The following is a 19,896-nucleotide window of genomic DNA, read 5'->3' as shown; positions in this document are numbered from 1 at the left end:
TCTTGAGCGTGGTCAGATTCTAACGTTCATCGCCCACACTGCTTCATACACTAGCTGTAAACTTAAAGGCTAAAAGCAAGCCCGTTGTAAATTTAAGGATTTTTTCGAGTGCTCCGCAAGAGTTCATCCTACTTGTTGTCGCCTTAAGCTATGTCTTCTCAGTGCTGATTGGAGTGCTTTTCTTCAAAGAGGTATTGCCGCTCAGCCGCATGGTTGGAGTTGGGTTGATTATGAGCGGTGTCGTTTTAGTAGTTTGGAAGCATTAGGGAAGGGGCTAGACACTGATACACTAATTCATGGTTTTACCCGTTGGAGTGGCGATGGAAATAGGTCAGAAAGTGCGTGTGTTTCGGTTGCGCGATCGCGCCCCGCAAGCAGTGATTGATCGGCTCGGTCAAACTGGAGCGATCGAAGGCTACAAAATGGTGGATGGTAGTGGTGTTGGCTTGATAGTCCGCTTTGAGGACAAATTTGCCACCTGGTTTTTTGAGGACGAAATTAAACCTGTTCAATAATGCCAGGAGCCAAACAGCTTGGGCGATTCTTGGTGTGGCTCTGTTCACCCAAAGTCGCCCAAATAGGCAATGCCTGAACTGATCTCAACTTAATTAGATATGCATCCTACCTGACCCGATCGGTACGATAGAACACAGGTAATAACTATTAGGTATCTGGGATAGGAATTTGGGATGGCTTTGATTTTGACGTTTCTCGGTAAAGGCGGAACGGGTCGCACGACGATGGCGATCGCCGCTGCCAAGCAATTTGCCCAGCAAGGCAAGCGAGTTTTGTTAGCAGGGCAAGATTCTAGCCCTGCATTTGGTCTTTTGGTGGGTAAACCGCTAACCGCTGATCCGCAGGAGTTGTCTAGCAATTTGCAGGCGGTTCAGTTTCGCGCCACAACTATGCTAGAGCGCAGCTGGGAAGAACTGAAGCAGCAGGAAGCACAATATTTGAGAACGCCCTTCTTCAAGGCGGTGTTTGGGCAGGAGCTAGGGGTGTTGCCTGGGATGGATAGCGCTCTCGCACTCAATGCCATTCGAGAATATGACGCGAGTGACAAATATGATGTGATTGTCTATGACGGTACAGGCGATCAAGCAACCCTCCGAATGCTAGGAATGCCAGAAATTGCAAGCTGGTATATTCGTCGCTTTCGTCAAGTCTTTGCCGATTCAGATTTGGGCAAAACTGTATCGCCTTTCCTGCAACCGCTCGCCGGTGCCGTTCTCAACGTCAACTGGTCAGCTGGAGGAGATGCGTTTGCTCAACCTGCGGGGCAAGTTAACAACTTGCTCGATCGGGGTAAGGAAGCAGTAGCAAATCCAAGTCGCGTTGCAGCTTATCTAGTGACATCTGAAGATGAGGGGGCGATCGCCACTGCCCGCTATCTTTGGGGCGGCGCTCAGCAGGTGGGGCTGACGGTTGGAGGCGTTCTGCTTAACCAATCCACTCCATCTGAGCGGATTCGCCAAGAATTTACGCCACTGCCTGTATCTACCATTCCAACTCGGACAGGCGACAACTGGCAACCGCTAATGGATGCTTTGCCCAATTTTGCTGACGCGACCCAAGCACCTAAACCGATTGCGGTTAACGTTAGCGATCGCAAAGTTGCCCTCTTCTTACCTGGATTTGACAAAAAGCAGGTGAAACTCACCCAATACGGACCAGAAGTCACCATAGAAGCCGGAGATCAACGCCGTAACGTTTCTCTGCCTCCAGAATTGCGGGGTAAGCAAGTGACGGGAGCCAAGTTTCAGGACGGCTATTTAATTATTTCCTTCTGAGCTTAATCATCGGTTGAATATGTGTTGATGGCGATCGCTTCTGAAGGGTGGGGGCGATCGCCATCTAACCATCAAATTCTCAAGTAAAAGATTAACTGGGTTGTGCCATTGAACGAACCGTCAAAATTTCATCAGCACGTAAAGCTTCTATTGCGGAGAGCGGTACCACTACAACAGCAATAGATTCCCCAATAGCATTAAAAACCTCTAATATACAACCTTCTTTTCCACCTTCAGGGTGAGGAACAAAATCAATCAGCGTTGTGATATCGCCTGCTTTAAGCTGGTGCTCCGGCAAATCACGAGTGAGGGTCACTTCCTGATAAAGCTTAAACGTCATGACGAAATCTTTTTGAGAGGTTTAAGGGTTACAAACTGAAACTGGTTGTCGATCTGTCGCTGTAGCCAAATGATAACAACTGGCAGTTTTATTCCGTTAACGCCAATCAACTCTCCCTCAACTCGGTAAAAAATTCCGTATTCGTTGGTTCCATCTTCAATTGCTTCGCCTGATTTAGTAAGCGATTGGATAGCTGACCGCAGCTTATCTGAGTTATCCAGAGTGAATCCAGCCTGCGCTAAAAATTTAGATTTATCGTTTCTTACTTTATAAATCAGCAGGTATTGGATTAATTTGCTATCTGGAATAATGGCATCGTCAGGAATTTTCACCTTGAACTACCCAAATGTTAAGCGACAGAAAAGGGCGATCGCCCCTACTCCTCCAAAACCTCAACTAGATCTTCAATGCTGATATCAAAAGCACGAGCTATTTTTTGCACAGCAGCAAGGTCAACCATATTCATGCCGGGGTGGCGAGCATAGCTTTTCACAGTGTTGTAGTTAACTCCAGAACGATTAGCGACTTCCTTGATCGTCCAACCTTTTTCGGCAGCGAGTTCTCGAATTTTTAGCCTGACTAGACCCATGCTTGAGCTTGACAAGGGTGGAATTCCACCCTTTAATGAGTGAGAAGGTGGAATTCCACCTTCCATGTACATACTAAGAGCGATCGCCCTTCTAGCCTGGAAAACTTGGGAGCGATCGCCATCCAACGTATCCCACAGACGTGGGAAAGGATTTGCTTATGATACCAATGTCGGAGCCTGGGTTAAAGGGTTCAGGGCGAAGAGTGGCGATCGATCCCTGGTGTGTGGTGCGGCTGTTGCCCAATTCCCAACGATTTGTGGCGGCTCGTTTTCATCGGCGCAGCGATGCGGATGGCTATTTGCAGGTGTTGCGGCGATTGTTGCCGATGGCTCAGTATGAGATTGTGTTTGAAGCGATCGCACCTGAAGAGGTTGAATTGGAGGTATCTTGGCTAGAGCAAATAGTTTAAGTGGGAGCGATCGCTTCTAAGACTAAGCTAGAGATATTGAGCTCAAAAGCATGCAGGGGCTTAGCATTCGGCAGACAGACCTTGTAACAGACAAGAGTTCTTGCCCGAATGCTAAGCCCTTCCGGGAATCTGCCGTTACACAAAGATCCTCTAAAGAATTTGCCTTCCAAATTTGGGATAGAATACTGAATCGCTGACGACAGCACCTAAATTACTTCACCTTCAGAGCGATTCATGGCACACTACCGCGTTACGTTGCTTCCTGGCGATGGCATAGGTCCCGAAATTATGGCAGTCGCGGTAGACGTGCTAAAGCGGGTGGGGCAGCAGCTTGAGATTCAGTTTGAGTTTCGCGAAGCGCTAATGGGCGGAGCGGCGATCGACGCAACGGGTAACCCTCTGCCTCCCGAGACGCTAGAAACTTGTCGCGACAGTGATGCCGTTCTGCTAGCGGCGATCGGCGGCACCAAATGGGATTCCTTACCCAACGATCAGCGCCCCGAACGTGGGCTGTTGGGTTTACGGGCGGGACTAGGACTGTTCGCAAACTTGCGTCCGGCTCAAATTTTGCCGCAGTTGGTTGATGCTTCGACTCTAAAACGCGAAGTGGTCGAAGGCGTGGACATCATGGTTGTGCGAGAGCTAACGGGTGGAATTTACTTTGGGCAACCGAGGGGAATTTTTGCTACCGAAACGGGCGAAAAGCGCGGCGTGAATACGATGGTCTATTCTGAATCGGAGATTGACCGAATTGGACGGGTGGCATTTGAAACGGCTCGCAAGCGCAGCAAAAGGCTTTGCTCTGTCGACAAGTCAAATGTGCTGGAAGTGTCTCAACTGTGGCGCGATCGCATCACTCAACTTTCCCAGGAATACCCCGACGTAGAGCTATCTCATTTATATGTAGACAATGCCGCCATGCAGCTTTTGCGCTACCCCAAACAGTTCGACACGATTGTCACAGGCAATCTGTTTGGCGATATTCTCTCAGATGCGGCGGCAATGCTAACTGGAAGTATTGGGATGCTACCGTCAGCTAGTTTGGGAGCGTCTGGACCTGGGGTCTTTGAGCCTGTTCACGGTTCCGCGCCGGATATTGCTGGACAGGATAAGGCAAACCCGATCGCCCAGGTGCTCAGCGCTGCGATGATGTTGCGCTATGGCTTGAATGAACCGGAAGCCGCGAATCGAATCGAGCAGGCAGTGTTGAAAGTATTAGATCAGGGCGATCGCACGGGCGATATCATGTCAGCGGGAATGAACCTGCTTGGCTGTCGAGCAATGGGAGAAGCGATCGTCAAGGCATTGGGTTAAATCCTAATCGAATACCTTTACAGCAAGAGTTTACAGAACTCTTGCTGTAAGGGTGCAAATCAACTAGAGTCTAGCTAACGAAAGTGAGGGTAGGTGGGTGGTGTACACATCACAGCAAAGTTTTGTCACGCAAAGTGTGGTTAAGCAAGGTGCAGGCACTCAAGCACCAAATCAAATTGAACCGATGGATTTTTCAGCGCTGCTTGATCCGTCGCTGTTGCAAGCAGCCCGACAGATTTATTGCACCTTTTACGAAGTTCACCCGGAGCAAGAGCGTCCGCTAGGAGTGGCGATCGACCGTTTTACCCATCGCGGCAAGCTGATTTTTACCGGGAAGCCCGTTCTACTGCCACAGGAATGCTTTGTGCCGCTCAATCAAATTGAGTCAGAGATGCGCTGATCGCAGAGTCATAAGTTGAATAGAGTTTTAAGCTGCTAAAGCGCGTTGTTTCAGAGCTTGAAATGGTAATGCGTTTCTCTAAAGTCGGTTTTCTTCTGGTTACAACTCTCCTGGCTGTTAGCTTTTCCCAAGTAATTTTCCCAACGTTAGATGCTCCCGCTTTGGCTCAGGCAATTGATCCGCTTGAGGCAGAAGATGAGCGTGCGACAGAAGCCGATGGGCTGTTGCAGCTAGGTCGAGGACAGGCTGAATCACAGCCCGAAGCGGCAATTCAACTTCTGCAACAGGCGATCGCCCTCTATCAACAAATTGGCGATCGCTCCCGCCAAGCAGAGGCTCTGAGTTCGCTGAGTCAGGCTTATTACTATTCAAGCCAAGATGAGCAGGCGATCGCCGCTGCCCAGGAAGCCATATCGGTTGCTCAAGCATTGGGCGATCCTGCTCTGGAGCGATATCACTTAAGCTTCTTGAGTCAGCTTTACACCGTTTTAGAACAGCCTGAGCAGGCGATCGCGGTGGAGCAACAAACCTTGACCCTTGCGCGAGAAGAAGTCAATCGCCATCAAGAAGCAGGGACGTTGAATGCATTAGCATCGCTTTACTCACAGCTAGAACGCGATGAGGAGGCTATTGAGTTTTATCGTCAGAGCCTAACCCTCTCTCAATCAATTCATGACCGATATGAGGAGACAAAGGCGCTACAGGGGTTAATCAATGTGTACAACAGGTTGGAACAGCCTCAGCAGGTAAGGCAATTGACTCAGCAGTATGCTGGGCTTGTCCAGGGTAATGCTCTGCTGGAAAGCATCTCGGATTTTCCTCCTCAAGCTGCTCTGCTGCTCGCTCAAGAAGCGGTCAGTCTTTATCAAGAACTGGGCAATCGTTACGGAGAAGCTGAAAGCCTGAGCCGCTTGGGGTATATCCACGCAGGTTCAGGAGAATATGCTCAAGCCATTGAGATAGTCCAGCAGGCTTTAGCGTTAGCTGAGGAAATTGGCGATCGCCTCACTAAAGCAAATGCTCTAGCTACCTTGGGAGAGTCTTATACTGCACTGGGGCGATATGAAGAGGCGATCGCTGCCTATCAACAGCGGGGAGTTTTGCTTCAGGAGAGGGGCGACCAGGCTGGATACGGTTTTGTTCTGGACGACTTGATCGGAATCTACACCACCTTAGGGCAGACCGAACAAGCCCAAGCATTAGCCCAAGAACGCGGTACTCTTCCCTTTTTTCCTACATTACCTCTACCTACGCCAGTGCCACCCTTCCTTTACCCGCGAATTTCTCCTGATTCACTGGCAGTCCCTCCTGATTCACTGGCAATTCCTCAACCTATTCGCCTCCCTTATCCCTAACCTCAACCCCCTTCATGGAATGGCTATTCTCAGGGTTAACCAGCCTCGTTGTATTCATTTTGGGAGCCTGCATCGGTAGCTTCCTGAATGTTGTAATCTACCGAATTCCGGCTGGGCTATCGCTACTGTTTCCACCGTCTCGCTGCCCAAGCTGTCTACGCCGATTGAAAAACTACGATAATGTCCCAGTTTTGGGCTGGCTATGGCTACAGGGACGCTGCCGCTATTGCAAAACGCGCATCTCAGTTCGCTATCCACTCGTTGAAGCGGCAACTGGGCTGCTGTTTGTTTGGGTGTTCTGGACGTTTAATCTGCCCCTGCCTGCTCTTGGTTACTGGGCATTTTTAAGCTGGCTGCTGGCGCTATCTCTGATTGACCTGGATACAATGACGCTGCCTAACTCACTGACGCAATCTGGCTTAATCGTCGGGCTAATGTTTCAGGTGGGAGTCGGTTGGATGAATGATCCCACGCTGTCGGGCATCTCTCGCCAACTGATGACCGGAATTTTGGGAGCCGTGATTGGGTTGTGGCTATTTGACCTGATCACAATTGTGGGCTCAATGGTGTTTGGTCAGACGGCGATGGGCGGCGGCGATGCCAAACTAGCTGCCATGATGGGAGCCTGGTTGGGCTGGAAACTTCTTTTACTAGCAAGCTTTTTAGCCTGTGCGGTAGGGGCATTCGTAGGGGGAGGGGCGATCGCCCTGGGCTTGCTCAGCCGCCGTCAACCCATGCCCTTCGGCCCATTCCTGGCACTCGGTGCCCTGATCGCCATCTTTTTAGGAGAAACCATTCTATCCACCTACCGCCAAATCTTCTTCCCTGTCGTCTAAATCCCCAACTCCCAATTCCCGACGACTCTGATAAAATCATCCAATGTCTTGGATTACCCTAAAAACGACAGCAACCCGCTGGGAAGCCGATTTGATGCAGCAAATGTTAGAAGCGCATCAGATCCCGGCTCGTGTGCTAAACCAGGGAGTCGCTCCTCACTTTGGCTGTGGTACTCCGGCCGTCCTTCAAGTCCTCGCTCAAGATCGATGGACAGCCCTGCTTTTGCTCAGCCCCGTCGAAGAAAATGCGGCTACATCAAGCGAAGTTTTAGAATAAAGTTCGCCTTATTACGCTTCAATTGCTATTAGCAGCTAAATTAAATTGGTTTTAAGAAATGTCTTTGTTCGACTGGTTCGCAAATCGTCGTAAATCAAGCCCGATCAGCAAAGAACGGCAAGAACGGGAAATTGCTGATGGACTCTGGAGTAAGTGCCCTGCCTGTGGTGTGCTCACCTACACCAAAGATCTGCGGGCAAACCAGATGGTCTGCCCCGAATGCGATCACCATATCCGCATTTTTAGTGATCAGCGGGTGCAGCAGTTAATTGATGCCAACACCTGGAAACCGCTGGATGAGAATGTGGCTCCGGTCGATCCGCTGAAGTTTCGCGATCGCAAGCCCTATGGCGATCGCCTTCGTGAAACCCAGGAAAAAACCGGGTTAACCGATGCCGTCCAGACTGGATTAGGGCAGCTTGAAGGCTTACCCGTCGGGCTAGGCGTAATGGATTTTCGCTTTATGGGCGGCAGTATGGGATCGGTTGTAGGCGAGAAACTCACCCGCCTGATCGAACGAGCAACTTGGGAGCGTATTCCGGTTGTAATTGTTTGCGCTTCGGGCGGAGCGCGAATGCAAGAAGGGCTTTTGAGCCTGATGCAAATGGCTAAGATTTCAGCCGCTCTAGAACGCCATCGGGAAGCTAGTCTGCTTTATGTTCCGGTGTTGTCTCATCCGACAACGGGTGGGGTGACAGCCAGTTTTGCGATGCTGGGCGATATCATTTTGGCAGAACCTCAAGCAACAATTGGCTTTGCAGGCAGACGAGTGATCGAGCAAACGCTACGCGAGAAGCTGCCCGATGACTTCCAAACGGCCGAATACCTGCTTGCCCACGGCTTTGTCGATGCGATCGTGCCTCGAACTCAGCTTAAGAGAACCCTGGCGCAGCTCATTCAACTGCACCAACCTATGGATGCTGCCCCTCCGCTGAGCCATATTCCTGACTCAATTCCCGACTCGCTGCCCGTCAGAACGCACATTCCTGAGTAGTGGGTGGAGTGGGCGATCGCCAATCAGTTTGAAGCATGGTTGTAGATGAATGGCGATCGGCAACCATTAGCTGATGCGTTCGCTAGCGCTAACACATCCTACTAGTACGACACGATAGGACTTCTGAGTAAATCACTTTTTTCTGCGTGAAGGGTAGTGTGCTCCGCCGCATACCCTTCACACAGAAGGTCTTATGAATGCTTTGCCCTTACGAAGGCATTCGCTACTGCTCAGGCATCCTCTCAGCAGTCCTGGTTGAAGACTTTTCCATCAGGCAGGGTCGTGTGACAAAATCTGGCGCTACCAAATCTCACTCCCTTAATGTTTGCCTGACGCAGATTAGCGTTGAATAAATTCACTCCAAACATAGTGGAATTGCTCAAATTAGCCTTGTTTAGATTTGCCTGCTGCAAATTTGCTGCCATCAGGTTTGCGCCACTTAAATTTGCGCCGCTCAGGTCGGCTCCCTTAAGGTTGACTGCCCTCAAATCTGCGTCTTGTAAATCGGCATTTTTCAGGTCACAGCCCAGACAACTCCGACTTTCTAGCAGATGACTCAGCGCATCAGAATTTGCTGCTTGCGCCGGTAGAGCAAAACAAAAAAGAGTCAAAAGAAAAGCGGCTACTCCAATGCCGAGTCTCATTATTTTCCTCCGTTGACAACTTCTGTTTGATTGTGGTGGGTGACTTTTCAGTTTTGGTGTTCGCAGTTTGACTTTTGTCTCAACTGTCTCAACCCATTGACAGTTTTAGAAAAACAGCATTTCTGGATAAAATCATATTGCAATTTTGTTAGGTTGCCAAAGCTACAAGACCCGTGCGAAAAAAATTTGAACCAAAGGCTAACCCCAATTTAGAGACCTACTCCGACCCTGGATTAGAGCAGGTTGTGAATCGGCTTTCTCAGCGGCTAGAGCGAGATACTTTGATTCAGCAAACAACCAATCAATTGCGGAATTTGCTCCAGGTCGATCGCGTAGTTTTGTATTACTTCTATCGCCAGTGGAAAGGGCAAGTAACCTTTGAGTCGCTTAGCTCCAGCAAGTTTTCGATTTTTGGCTCGACGGGTCCAGATGAGTGCTTTAACGACGAATATGCTGCGATGTATGAGGCAGGCAGGGTCAGGGCGATCGCCGACATTGAGGTAGAGCCGATTCACCCCTGCCACCGAGAATTTCTGCGCAGCATGAGAGTTCGCGCCAACCTCGTCGTTCCAATTCTTAATTCTTCTGGGCTGTGGGGGCTACTGGTTGCTCATCACTGTCAGATGGCCCGTTCCTGGCTACCGTCAGAGATTGAGGCGATGCAGGAGAGTGCCGAGAAGCTTGCTGCAGCTCCATCAATTCAAAGCGCTTTGCTCTAGCTTCCCCTTTAGCTCTCCAGTCCTTTTAGCTTCCCAACTTTGTAGAAACTGTCCTGATTCACTAAAATAGTACGCATATAATCTTTTTCAATTCTTACTTTCGCAGGGCTCTTGTAGCCCTGCTGCTTGAAACTGGAATCTAGCCCCATTTTTAGTCAATCAACCAATGACCCACTTGGGTGAAGTTTTTTAACAGCTTTTTATTGGATAGTTCTTCACAGGTTGAGTCGCAGATTGGAGCAGAAGTATGGTACCCCCCGAACCGCATGACCCTTCAGATTTAGGGCAACCTGCGACCGCCGACCGCCAAGTAGATGATTTTTCTGTCTCGCGTGAGCCTTCCCCTTCCCCTCGTAAGGGTCGCCCCTGGTTGACAGTGCTCAGTGTCCTGATTGTGTTGCTAGGGCTCGGCTTTGGCTGGCGCTGGTGGCAGTCTCGCAATGCCGCTGCTCCTGCTGGCCCTGGTGCGGCTCAGGCTCAAGCTGCCCCAGTGCAGCTACAAACTGTAGAAACCTCAACTGTTTCGGAATCCTCTGAGTTTGTTGGTACTCTGACCTCCCGCCGTTCAGTCGATTTGCGTCCCGAAATTGATGGACGGGTGACTGAGATTTTGGTGCAACCGGGTGACACCGTAGAAGTGGGTCAGCCGCTGGTGCTGCTGAGTCCCGATCAGAGAGCCGCAGAATACGCTAGTGTGCTGGCTGCTGTCAACTCAGCCCGTGCCACTCGCGCCAGCAGTGCTTCAGAACTTCAGGCACTTCAAGCAGAACGGATTGCAGCGGTAGCTGAAGTTGACCTACAAAATGAAAACTTCCGCCGCACCTCTCAGTTGGTGCAGGAGGGAGCTTTAGCCCAAGATCAGCTAGATCAGGTTGAACGCGATCGCCGCAGTGCGATCGCCACCCTCAATGCCACCGACCAGCGGATTCAGGCTTCCCGCGCCGACCTGGCTGAGTCCGAAGCCGCTCTGCAGCAAGCACAAGCCAACGCCGCTGCCTCTAACGCACAGCTTCAAGACACCGTCATCGAAGCGCCCTTCGCTGGAACAATGGGTGACATTCCTGCCAAGGTTGGTGATTTTGTGAATGCCGGGGATGTTGTTACTAGCGTTACCCAAGACCAAGCCCTGGAACTAGAAATTTCCGTTCCCCTGGAGCGTGGTCCCGACTTGCGAACCGGACAGCGAGTTGAACTGATTGATGCTCAGGGAACCCCCCTCACCGTTGGTCGAATTAACTTTACTGCACCCCAGGTTAATACAGCCGCCCAAAGCATTCTCGTCAAAGCCAACTTTGACAACCCGGATGGACGTTTACGAGCGGGGCAGTTCGTTCGCGCCCGTGTGATTTGGGATGAAAGCCCTGGAGTTTTAGTTCCGACTTCAGCCATCTCTCGCTTGGGTGGGGAAACTTTCGTCTTTGTTGCTGAAACGCCCTCTGCTGAAGAAGGGCAGGCTCAAGCTGAGCAGGCACCCCAAGAACAAGCACCCCAAGGGCAAGCACCCGGTGCAGCGCCTCAACTAATCGCTCGCCAAAAACAGGTGGAGTTGGGTGACATTGAGGGGAATAGCTATCAAGTCATTGAAGGGCTAGAGCCTGGTGAGCAGATTGTTGTCTCTGGCGTACTCAACCTTTCTGATGGCGTTCCTATCATGCCTCAGCCTGAAACTCAAAGTGCTGGCGGGCAGGAGCAGGGATAAAGGATTCTACTAGCCCAACCTGGTCTGACCAATCGTATAGCTCGACCAATGGGGCGATCGCCCACCTTCAACACCTTCACTTGCTCTTCGCCCCGGCTGTCTCCCACCCCCTACTGTCATGCTTATCGATTTTTTTATTAAGCGGCCCGTCTTCTCCACGGTCTGCGCGCTGATCATTTTGCTCCTTGGAGCAATCAGCATTCCGACTCTACCAATCGCCCAATATCCTGAGATTGCTCCGCCCCAAGTCACGGTGACATCTATCTACACCGGAGCTGATGCTGAGCGGGTGGAGAGTGGTGTTACCAGCATTCTGGAACGAGAGATTAACGGAGTGCAAGGCTTGAGGTATATGACTTCAAGCAGCAGCAACAGTGGTACCAGCACGATTACAGCAACGTTTGAGCCTTCACGAAATATCGATATTGCTGCGGTTGATGTGCAAAATCGGATTTCGACCGCTGAGCCGCAGCTTCCTGAGAGCGTTCAGCGAACCGGAATCATTGTTAACAAGGAGTCCAGCAACTTTTTGATGGCGATCGGTTTGTTTAGTGAAGATCAGCAGTACAGCAACATCTTTCTGAGCAATTACGCCGACATCTACATCGTTGACGCACTCAAGCGAATCAACGGAATAGGGGACGTCATCATTTTTGGCGAACGTCAGTATGCTATGCGCCTCTGGCTAGACCCCACTCGCCTTGCCAGCCGCAACCTCACCCCTCAGGATGTGGTGGATGCGCTAGACGCCCAAAATCTACAGGTTGGAGTGGGGCGGATTGGACAACAGCCTTCTTCAGACGAACAGCTCTACCAGCTTGACTTGCGGGCAGAGAGTCGTCTGACGGAAGTTTCTGAGTTTGAGGACATTGTGATTCGAGCCGAAGATGACGGCACGCTGATCAAGCTAAGGGATGTGGGTCGAGCCGAATTAGGCGCTGAAGACTACAACTCCTTCCTCAGATTTAGAGGTAATGTGGCGGTTGGCTTGGGAGTCACTCAACTTCCCGGTAGCAACGCGCTAGATGTTGCCCGTCAAGTGAAGGAAGAGATGACGAGACTCGGTGAAATGTTTCCACCGGGAATGGAGTACCAAATTGCCTTTGATACAACCCTCTTTGTGGAAGTATCTCTGGAGGAACTGGTCGTTACGCTCATCATCTCGGTTGGCTTAGTTGTTCTCGTCATCTTTGTTTTCTTGCAGGATTGGCGTAATACTCTAATTCCTACCATTACAATTCCCACGACGCTGATTGGAACGTTCGCCTTTGTCAAACTTTTTGGTTTTACTCTTAACACGCTTACCCTGTTTGGTTTAACGCTAGCAACAGGTCTAGTGGTCGATGATGCGATCATTGTGGTTGAGGATATCAGCCGCAAAATTCAAGAGGAGGGTATGACTCCTCGTCAGGCTGCGATGTCTTCGATGCGGGAGCTAGCCAGTGCAATTGTTGCTACTTCGCTGGTGTTGATTGCTGTATTTGTTCCAGTGGCGTTCTTTCCAGGAACAACTGGAGCAATCTATCAACAGTTTGCGCTGACAATTGCCTTTGCAATTGCTATTTCTAGTCTCCTCGGTCTCACTCTGACTCCTTCTCTGTGTGCCCTACTGCTGCGTCGAGGGCAACAGAGTATGGGTCCGTTAGGTTGGTTCTTTGATAAATTCAATCAGGGCTTTGAGTGGACTCGGCAGCGCTATCAGCGATCGCTCGGTTTTATGGTTCGCATTAAAGCGATCGTGGTTGCGCTATTTGTTGTCTCCCTAGGTTTAACAGCCTTACTGTACGTGAACGTTCCTACTGGATTTCTTCCTGAAGAGGACCAGGGTTATTTCATCACCATCGTGCAGGCACCCGAAGGAGTATCGCTGAACTATACCGATCGCGTCATGCAGCAGATTGAGCAAGAGCTGATCGATCTGCCTGAAGCGCTAGGAGTGTTTGCAGTGGGTGGCTTTAGCCTGGGTAGCGGCAACACAGCTAACAGTGGTGCTATATTTACCACGCTCAAGCCTTGGGAGGAGCGCAGAGGTCGAGATCAATCTGTGCAAGCCATTATTGGTCGGTTATTTGGCTCGTTCTCCAGCATTACAGATGCCAGAGTTTTTCCGGTTAACCCACCTCCTATTCAAGGTTTAGGCAACTTTGGTGGCTTCACATATCAGTTGCAGGATCGTCGCGGCAATAGTGATATCAACTCACTGGTTCAGGCAATGGGACAGCTGCTTGGGCAGGCCAACCAGCAGCCTGAACTGCAAGCTGTGTTTAGTACCTATGCGGCTAGTACTCCTCAACTGTTGGTTGAAGTAAATCGGGATGCAGCAGAAGCCCTTCAAGTTTCTGTAGAGGATGTGTTTAACATCCTGCAAACCACGATTGGGTCAGAGTATGTCAATGACTTTGAACTGGGTCAGCGCAACTACCGGGTGTATGTTCAAGCAGACCAAGAGTTTCGCTCTGAGCCAGAAGATGTGGGTCAACTCTATGTTCGCTCTGCTCAAGACCAGATGATTCCATTAAGCAATTTGGTAACGCTCACGCAGACGACAGGAGCCCAAACGATCAATCATTACAATCTGTTCCGCTCTGTTGAAATCAATGGTGGTCCTGCTCCGGGTAGAAGCTCCGGAGATGCAATCAATGCAATGGAGAGAGCCTCGGCAGAGGTGCTGCCAGCAGGCTTTGGCTATGAGTGGACAGGCACAGCGTTAGAAGAGATCGAATCTGGTGGACAGGCACCCCTCATTTTTGGTTTGGGATTGGTCTTTGTTTTTCTAGTGCTGGCAGCGCAGTATGAGAACTACGTTGATCCGCTCATTATTCTTCTAGCGGTGCCCCTGGCGGTGCTTGGAGCGCTTGGATTGCAGTCTCTTCGGGGACTGGTCAACGACGTTTATTGCCAAATTGGTCTAGTCATGTTGATTGGTCTAGCAAGTAAGAACTCCATTTTGATTGTGGAGTTTGCTAACCAACTACGAGAAACAGGACTGTCTAACACTAAGGCGGCGATCGAAGCATCACAGCAACGTTTGCGCCCCATTCTCATGACCTCTTTTGCAGCCTTGGCGGGTAACATTCCGCTGCTGTTTGCAACTGGAGCGGGTGCAGGTAGCCGTCTATCACTAGGAACGGCAACCACTGGTGGATTAGTTGTCTCCACATTCTTGAGTCTGTTTGTGGTTCCAGTTCTATATATCGTGATTAAGGGGTTGAGCGATCGCCTGACAAGACGCTCACAGATCACTGACTAAAGCAGTAGCGGTAGGGGCGAAGCATTCGGCAAAAGAGTTGTCCCTTAGTAGCAGGGATGGTGATCGAACGCTTCGCCCCTGCACCCAATAGTGCTCCTTTTCAGAAGCAGGATTAGGTTGGCAACTTAGCGGTTTGGCAACAGTGGGCGCACGACCATAAAGCCTGCGCCAAAAGCGGTGATTACAATAAAGCCAATGATTACCGTGAGCCAGATTCCGTTCAGGTCTTTTGCAGCTTCCGGTGGAGCAGGACGGCGCGATCGCGGTTCTTCCTGCTCCGTAAACAGTTCATTTGACAAAACCATTGGCTCAGGCGACTGCGGCCTATTCATAGGCTTGGCGGTGCGAAGCAGGTCCCCCTTGGGGGCGATCGCTCCCATTTCGATCATCTGCACTGGAGTTGGCGCTGGTTTGGTACGAACCGGGCGCGGTGCTGCAACGGGTTGGGGTGCTACCTGACGAATGGGCGTAACCATTTCCAGTGGAATCTCAAATGGCTCAATTGGGGGAGGTTGAGGCAAATCGGGGAACGAGTTTGCCATCTGCTGAAGCTGAGAAGCCACTTGCACAACGCGGTCAATTTCTTCCCGAAGCTGCTGGTTTTGGCGAGTCAACTGCTGATTTTGGTTGCTTAACAACTCTGCCGTCGCTTTTGCCGATTGCAGTTCGGCTGCCAGTTGCCGATAAACCGAAATGGGCACCGAAGGGGCGTAGGCATTTCCTGATGGGGTTTGTCCGGGAACAGGTGAAGTTCTCATGGAAGGCTCAAGGTTGAGGTTGTTCATCGACTTGGCGAATTGAGAGCAAGAGATTCAGAGCAAGAATTGAGAAAACTGTGTGGAAACGACGGCAGGTTTTTAGGCATTTATTTTATTAGACTTCTATGAAATACTCCTGATTGGCTCTTGAGAGCCAAACTTAGTGTCCATAGAACAGTTGCTCCGAATATATGCCCCAGAATAGTGGAATTTTGAGCAATCTGACCGCTAATCGTCAACAAATTTGCCATAAATTGATTGATCATGAATCACCCATCCGTCCAATCCAGCCCACTTAGCGGGTCTGAAAATTTTGCTGAGTCACTAACTGAAGCTTCGGCAGAGACGAAGTATGGCGAACGCCACATTGCCGAAGGTCAGTTAATCACATTTCCCAATCCGCGTCTGGGACGGCGATACACCATTCAAATTACGCTGCCAGAATTTACCTGCAAGTGTCCGTTTTCTGGTTATCCTGACTTCGCCACGATCGCCATCAACTATGTCCCGAATGAGCGGGTTGTGGAGCTAAAAGCAATCAAACTTTATATCAATAGCTATCGCGATCGCTACATTTCACACGAAGAATCAGTTAACCAAATCCTGGATGACTTTGTTGCTGCCTGCGATCCGCTGGAGTCCACGATCAAAGGCGACTTTGCCCCACGGGGTAACGTCCATACGGTGATTGAAGTTCATCATCAGAAGCCAGCCATGCCGTGAATCAGGTCACACAGTAATTCTCAATCACAGCAAAGCGTGAGGGATGGAGGAAAGGGCATCCTCCCCATCCTTCACGCTTTGCTGTGAAGAGCTGTTATTACATTTTTTGTATGCAGGTTTACAAAATTACGTGAAGATGAATCCTCCCCCTCGGATAGGGAAACTAATTCCTTTGTCAAGTTAAATTCGTTAATTAGACAGATTGAGAAAATACGGTTTGAAATTTGAGGCTGGTGCAGCCCAGCCCAAGCTGGCTTCTCATTTAACCAGTGTTCTCTTCTTCGCCTTTCTACCCAACGAATCGTGGATTGGATGGATGTCTTTGTTTCAATTTGCCATAAAGGAATAGCAATGAATTTTAGAAACGACAAAAATTTAGGTGTGAAGCTTGCTAGCTTCGCTGGTATTGTGACTGCCAGCGCTTTGTTTAGCCTTCCGGCTCTGGCTTTCATCCAAGCTAGCTCCATGGACTCCAACCAGCCTACTTCGACATCTGGGCAGCTAGTATCCCAAAGCGGTGGTGGTAGCAGCGGCGGTGGCAGCGGTGGTAGCAGTGGTGGCAGCGGCGGCGGTAGCGGCGGCAGCAGCGGCGGCGGTAGCGGCGGCAGCACAGGTGGCAGCGGCGGTAGTGACGGTGGTAGTAGCAGCGGCGGCAGCGGCAGCGGTACTGATAGTGGCGGCACCAGTGTTCCAGGTAGTGGTACTGGCGGTGCTGGTGGTACTGGTGGCGGCACAGGTGGCAGTGGCACGGGTGGTACTGGTGGCGGCACGGGTGGTACTGGTGGTACTGGTGGTGGCACGGGCACGGGCGGTGGCACAGGCACGGGTGGTACGGGTACTGGTGGTACTGGCACGGTTGCTCCAGGCGGTGGCACGGGTGGCGGCACGGGCGGCACAGGTTCAGGTAGCGGCACAGGTGGCACAGGCGGTGGTACTGGTGGCACGGGTGGCAGCGGCACGGGTGGTACTGGTGGCGGTGCGGGTAGCGGCACAACTGTTCCAGGCACAGGTGGTACGGGCGGTACGGGCGGTACTGGAACTGGTGGCACTGGTCGTGGCACAGTTCCAGGCGCTGGAACTGGTGGTGCGGGTGGTGCAACTCCAGGCAATAGCACTGGCGGGACAGGTGGCACAACTCAGCAAAACTTCAACACCAATGGAACTAGCTCGGGTGGTGGTGCTGGTACCGATGGTGGAATTAGGGCGCTTTGGTAAACGTTTGAGTCCCTATCTAAGCAGATGAGCTTGGCTCATTCTGCTGATGGGATTTAAGTAATGAATTGGGGTGGTGTGGACGTTGCTCCCACCACCCCAATTTATTTTTGAGATATTTAAGGAGCTATTTCACCAGGTCGGTGTTGGTACACCTGTTACTGTATTGGAATAACAGATGAAGTAGCAGTAAGAGCGAGTTGTTAATATGACCAGAATCAGTAACCTCAAGCAGTTTACAGGTTCCTGGTTCCACAGGTTTTTAACAGTAATGCTAGTTGGGGTAATGGCGATCGCCCTGACCGCTTGTGATCTAGCGCATTTTAGAACCGAAGCAGCCCAGGTTCCCCAACTCCTGATTAGCCTGCTGAGCGAACCTAAAACCTTCAATTACCTGATCAGCACTGAATCTCCCAGCGTTTTTGGCTTTATTTACGAAGGACTAATCACCGAAAACGGTTTAACGGGTGAAATTGAGCCTGCATTGGCAGAAAGCTGGGAAGTGTCTGAAGACGCTCAGCGCATTGTCTTCACCTTACGCGAAGGGCTGCAATGGTCAGATGGAGCACCGCTCACCGCTGACGACGTAGTATTCACCTACAACGAACTTTACTTCAACGAAGACATTCCTACCTCGATTCGAGATGTGTTGAGAATTGGACAAGCAGGAGTCTTGCCAACTGTACAGAAGCTTGACCAGCGGCGCGTTGAAGTCACATCCCCCGAACCTTTTGCGCCGCTGCTACGCAGTATGAGTTTGTATATCTTGCCTGCCCACTCGCTACGGGAACTGGTGACCACTAAAAACTCTGAAGGGGAGCCGCTGTTTATCTCTGCTTTGGGCACGGATACCGAGCTGGCTGAGCTTGTGGGCAGTGGTCCTTATCAAATTGCCAGCTACATCACCAGCCAGCGCATCATCTTTCGACGCAACCCAAACTATTGGCGACGAGACAGCCAGAGCAATCCGCAACCTTACATCGAGCGTATCGTCTGGCAGATTGTTGAATCAACCGACAATTCGCTTGTCCAGTTTCGTTCTGGTGGGCTGGATCTGCTGGGTCTTCAACCCGACTACTTTTCTTTGCTCAAGCGAGAAGAACGACGAGGCGACTTCACGATTTATGAAGGTGGCCCTGCTCCTGGAACGAGCTTCTTTGCCTTTAACCTCAACCAGGGAAAACGCAATGGAGTTCCGCTGGTTGACCCAATCAAATCTCGCTGGTTTAACACCGTTGAGTTTCGGCAGGCGATTGCCTATGCGATCGATCGCCAAAAGATGATCAACAACACCTTTCAAGGCTTGGGGCAGCTTCAAGACTCACCGATCTCGGTTCAAAGTCCCTACTTCATCTCATCTGAGGAAGGGCTACCCGTCTACGATTACAACCTGGACAAATCTAGAGAACTGTTGCTCAACGCTGGATTTCAATACAACGCTGAGGGACAGTTACTCGATGCTGAGGGAAATCGCGTTCGCTTCACGATGATTACTAATTCTGGCAATAAAGTGCGGGAAGCAATGGGAGCACAGATTAAGCAAGACCTCAGCCGCATTGGAATTCAGGTAGACTTTGCTCCGCTTGCCTTTAACACTCTGCTAAATAAACTCAACAGCGACCTCAACTGGGAATGTTACTTGCTAGGTTTGACAGGTGGCGTAGAGCCAAACGGCGGTGCAAATGTTTGGTTAACAGAAGGGCGATCGCACCGTTTTAATCAGGCTGCCCAATCCGGACAACTCCCGATTGAAGGGCGAGTCGTAGCCGATTGGGAGAAGCAAATCGAGCAGCTTTATATTCGCGGAGCGCAAACCGTTGATGAAGCAGAGCGTCGAGCCATTTATGCAGAGAGCCAGATTATCACTCAGCAATATCTGCCGTTTATCTATTTGGTGAATCCTTTAACGCTGACAGCAGTGCGCGATCGCATCCAAAACGTTAAATTCTCTGCTCTCGGTGGCGCATTATGGAACATTCACGAGCTGGAGATTGCCGAGAATTGATTAGTCCGGCAGCCAATCTTCTAGGACTAGCTCTATAGAATCAGTTTGCAGCCGCTCAAGCGCACTGTTAGGCTGCTGTGTCTTGATCAGAAGAATAGTCTAGAGGATTAAAACTTTGATACCTCTATTTAGAACCAGAAGCTGCATGAAAGAACACAAAACCTTGACGTTTTCTCTCTATGACTATTCTTGTGAGTTGATTGATAAAGAACAGAATTATTATTTAAATCTTGAAGACATGAAAAATCTCGGTTTATCTGAGGAGCTTATACAGAAAGTTGCAAACCTTGGTATTTGGTACTCTTCATACCTTAATCCTGTGTATCAGATGCTCCCTTCTCTTTGGCAGCAACAGGTATGCAATGCTTTCAACCGTGAGGCTAACGCTGTCCTCGAAGCTGTTGTTGCTGCACTTCCAAACATCAAAATTATTAAGGGTTTTACAGACATTAACGAAGATCCGGAGTTATATGAATACTTACTGCATCCAGTACAGTTTCGTAAGAAAAGGGGCATCTCAGGGTATGACCAAATGTAGCTTGGTGAATTGTCGCACCCTAACCCTTCATTGCACCGGACCG

21 protein-coding genes are annotated in these 19,896 nt (G+C 50.4%); 16 read left to right on the top strand and 5 right to left on the bottom strand.

Translation table 11 applies throughout. From position 1 onward, the window contains the following. Window positions 1-320: 320 nt before the first annotated feature. Both H6F88_RS12285 and H6F88_RS12280 read left to right on the top strand, forming a co-directional pair. Entirely contained in the window at window positions 321-515 is a 195-nt protein-coding gene (locus H6F88_RS12285; RefSeq protein ID WP_190643147.1) for a DUF2862 domain-containing protein, read from the top strand. A 174-nt stretch (window positions 516-689) separates the two neighbouring features. Continuing rightward, window positions 690-1,790, top strand: a complete 1,101-nt coding sequence (locus tag H6F88_RS12280) for an ArsA family ATPase (protein WP_190643033.1) — start codon at window positions 690-692, stop codon at window positions 1,788-1,790. 91 nt (window positions 1,791-1,881) lie between these two features. Here H6F88_RS12280 and H6F88_RS12275 read toward each other — a convergent pair whose 3' ends face one another. From H6F88_RS12275 to H6F88_RS34440, 3 genes are read right to left on the bottom strand one after another with little or no spacing between them, the layout of a single operon-like run. After that, window positions 1,882-2,130, bottom strand: a complete 249-nt coding sequence (locus H6F88_RS12275) for a DUF4926 domain-containing protein (protein ID WP_190643032.1) — start codon at window positions 2,128-2,130, stop codon at window positions 1,882-1,884. Then, complete coding sequence (locus H6F88_RS12270; RefSeq protein ID WP_190643031.1) at window positions 2,127-2,462, bottom strand: DUF6883 domain-containing protein; 336 nt, start codon at window positions 2,460-2,462, stop codon at window positions 2,127-2,129. The genes H6F88_RS12275 and H6F88_RS12270 overlap by 4 nt, the downstream gene beginning before the upstream one ends. A gap of 44 nt (window positions 2,463-2,506) precedes the next feature. Further along, window positions 2,507-2,719, bottom strand: a complete 213-nt coding sequence (locus H6F88_RS34440) for a helix-turn-helix transcriptional regulator (RefSeq protein WP_190643146.1) — start codon at window positions 2,717-2,719, stop codon at window positions 2,507-2,509. Between the two features lie 158 nt (window positions 2,720-2,877). Here H6F88_RS34440 and H6F88_RS12260 point away from each other — a divergent pair, with 158 nt between their 5' ends. From H6F88_RS12260 to accD, 7 genes are all read left to right on the top strand, one after another. Further along, window positions 2,878-3,129, top strand: coding sequence for a hypothetical protein (locus H6F88_RS12260; RefSeq protein ID WP_199333571.1), 252 nt, complete (start codon window positions 2,878-2,880; stop codon window positions 3,127-3,129). A 234-nt stretch (window positions 3,130-3,363) separates the two neighbouring features. After that, window positions 3,364-4,443 carry a 3-isopropylmalate dehydrogenase gene (gene leuB, locus H6F88_RS12255; protein ID WP_190643030.1) on the top strand — a complete coding sequence of 360 codons (1,080 nt, stop codon included), beginning with the start codon at window positions 3,364-3,366 and terminating at the stop codon, window positions 4,441-4,443. A gap of 184 nt (window positions 4,444-4,627) precedes the next feature. Beyond that, the gene (locus H6F88_RS12250; RefSeq protein WP_190643144.1) at window positions 4,628-4,843 is read left to right on the top strand and encodes a hypothetical protein; all 216 of its coding nucleotides are present in this window, start codon (window positions 4,628-4,630) and stop codon (window positions 4,841-4,843) included. A gap of 68 nt (window positions 4,844-4,911) precedes the next feature. Beyond that, window positions 4,912-6,198, top strand: a complete 1,287-nt coding sequence (locus tag H6F88_RS12245; protein ID WP_190643029.1) for a tetratricopeptide repeat protein — start codon at window positions 4,912-4,914, stop codon at window positions 6,196-6,198. 14 nt (window positions 6,199-6,212) lie between these two features. Beyond that, window positions 6,213-7,034: an A24 family peptidase gene (locus H6F88_RS12240; protein WP_190643028.1), complete on the top strand. Its 822-nt coding sequence runs from the start codon at window positions 6,213-6,215 to the stop codon at window positions 7,032-7,034. Between the two features lie 43 nt (window positions 7,035-7,077). Continuing rightward, entirely contained in the window at window positions 7,078-7,311 is a 234-nt protein-coding gene (locus H6F88_RS12235) for a hypothetical protein (protein WP_190643027.1), read from the top strand. 58 nt (window positions 7,312-7,369) lie between these two features. After that, the gene (accD, locus tag H6F88_RS12230; protein WP_190643026.1) at window positions 7,370-8,305 is read left to right on the top strand and encodes an acetyl-CoA carboxylase, carboxyltransferase subunit beta; all 936 of its coding nucleotides are present in this window, start codon (window positions 7,370-7,372) and stop codon (window positions 8,303-8,305) included. A 242-nt stretch (window positions 8,306-8,547) separates the two neighbouring features. Here the strand turns inward: accD and H6F88_RS12225 are convergent, their stop codons facing one another. Further along, window positions 8,548-8,949, bottom strand: coding sequence for a pentapeptide repeat-containing protein (locus tag H6F88_RS12225; RefSeq protein ID WP_190643025.1), 402 nt, complete (start codon window positions 8,947-8,949; stop codon window positions 8,548-8,550). 173 nt (window positions 8,950-9,122) lie between these two features. Here H6F88_RS12225 and H6F88_RS12220 point away from each other — a divergent pair, with 173 nt between their 5' ends. From H6F88_RS12220 to H6F88_RS12210, 3 genes are all read left to right on the top strand, one after another. Continuing rightward, window positions 9,123-9,668, top strand: a complete 546-nt coding sequence (locus H6F88_RS12220; protein ID WP_190643024.1) for a GAF domain-containing protein — start codon at window positions 9,123-9,125, stop codon at window positions 9,666-9,668. A 247-nt stretch (window positions 9,669-9,915) separates the two neighbouring features. Further along, window positions 9,916-11,367, top strand: coding sequence for an efflux RND transporter periplasmic adaptor subunit (locus H6F88_RS12215; RefSeq protein WP_190643023.1), 1,452 nt, complete (start codon window positions 9,916-9,918; stop codon window positions 11,365-11,367). 118 nt (window positions 11,368-11,485) lie between these two features. Next, a complete protein-coding gene (locus H6F88_RS12210) occupies window positions 11,486-14,617 on the top strand; it encodes an efflux RND transporter permease subunit (protein WP_190643022.1) in 3,132 nt (1,043 codons plus the stop codon). 125 nt (window positions 14,618-14,742) lie between these two features. Here H6F88_RS12210 and H6F88_RS12205 read toward each other — a convergent pair whose 3' ends face one another. After that, complete coding sequence (locus H6F88_RS12205; protein ID WP_190643021.1) at window positions 14,743-15,375, bottom strand: cell division protein ZapB; 633 nt, start codon at window positions 15,373-15,375, stop codon at window positions 14,743-14,745. Window positions 15,376-15,639: 264 nt separating this feature from the next. Between H6F88_RS12205 and queF the strand changes: the two genes are divergently transcribed. The 4 genes from queF to H6F88_RS12185 all read left to right on the top strand — a co-directional run bounded on the left by queF (window position 15,640) and on the right by H6F88_RS12185 (window position 19,853). Next, a complete protein-coding gene (gene queF, locus H6F88_RS12200; RefSeq protein WP_190643020.1) occupies window positions 15,640-16,098 on the top strand; it encodes a preQ(1) synthase in 459 nt (152 codons plus the stop codon). A gap of 351 nt (window positions 16,099-16,449) precedes the next feature. Beyond that, window positions 16,450-17,313 (top strand): hypothetical protein, encoded by an 864-nt coding sequence (locus H6F88_RS12195; protein ID WP_190643019.1) that lies wholly within the window; start codon window positions 16,450-16,452, stop codon window positions 17,311-17,313. Window positions 17,314-17,518: 205 nt separating this feature from the next. Continuing rightward, window positions 17,519-19,315, top strand: coding sequence for an ABC transporter substrate-binding protein (locus H6F88_RS12190; RefSeq protein WP_190643018.1), 1,797 nt, complete (start codon window positions 17,519-17,521; stop codon window positions 19,313-19,315). A 145-nt stretch (window positions 19,316-19,460) separates the two neighbouring features. Further along, window positions 19,461-19,853 (top strand): hypothetical protein, encoded by a 393-nt coding sequence (locus tag H6F88_RS12185; RefSeq protein WP_190643017.1) that lies wholly within the window; start codon window positions 19,461-19,463, stop codon window positions 19,851-19,853. Window positions 19,854-19,896: the final 43 nt, after the last annotated feature.

The organism is Oculatella sp. FACHB-28, from assembly GCF_014696015.1.
Classification (GTDB): domain Bacteria; phylum Cyanobacteriota; class Cyanobacteriia; order Elainellales; family Elainellaceae; genus JAAUTN01.
This window is presented reverse-complemented; position numbering and strand designations above follow the sequence as displayed.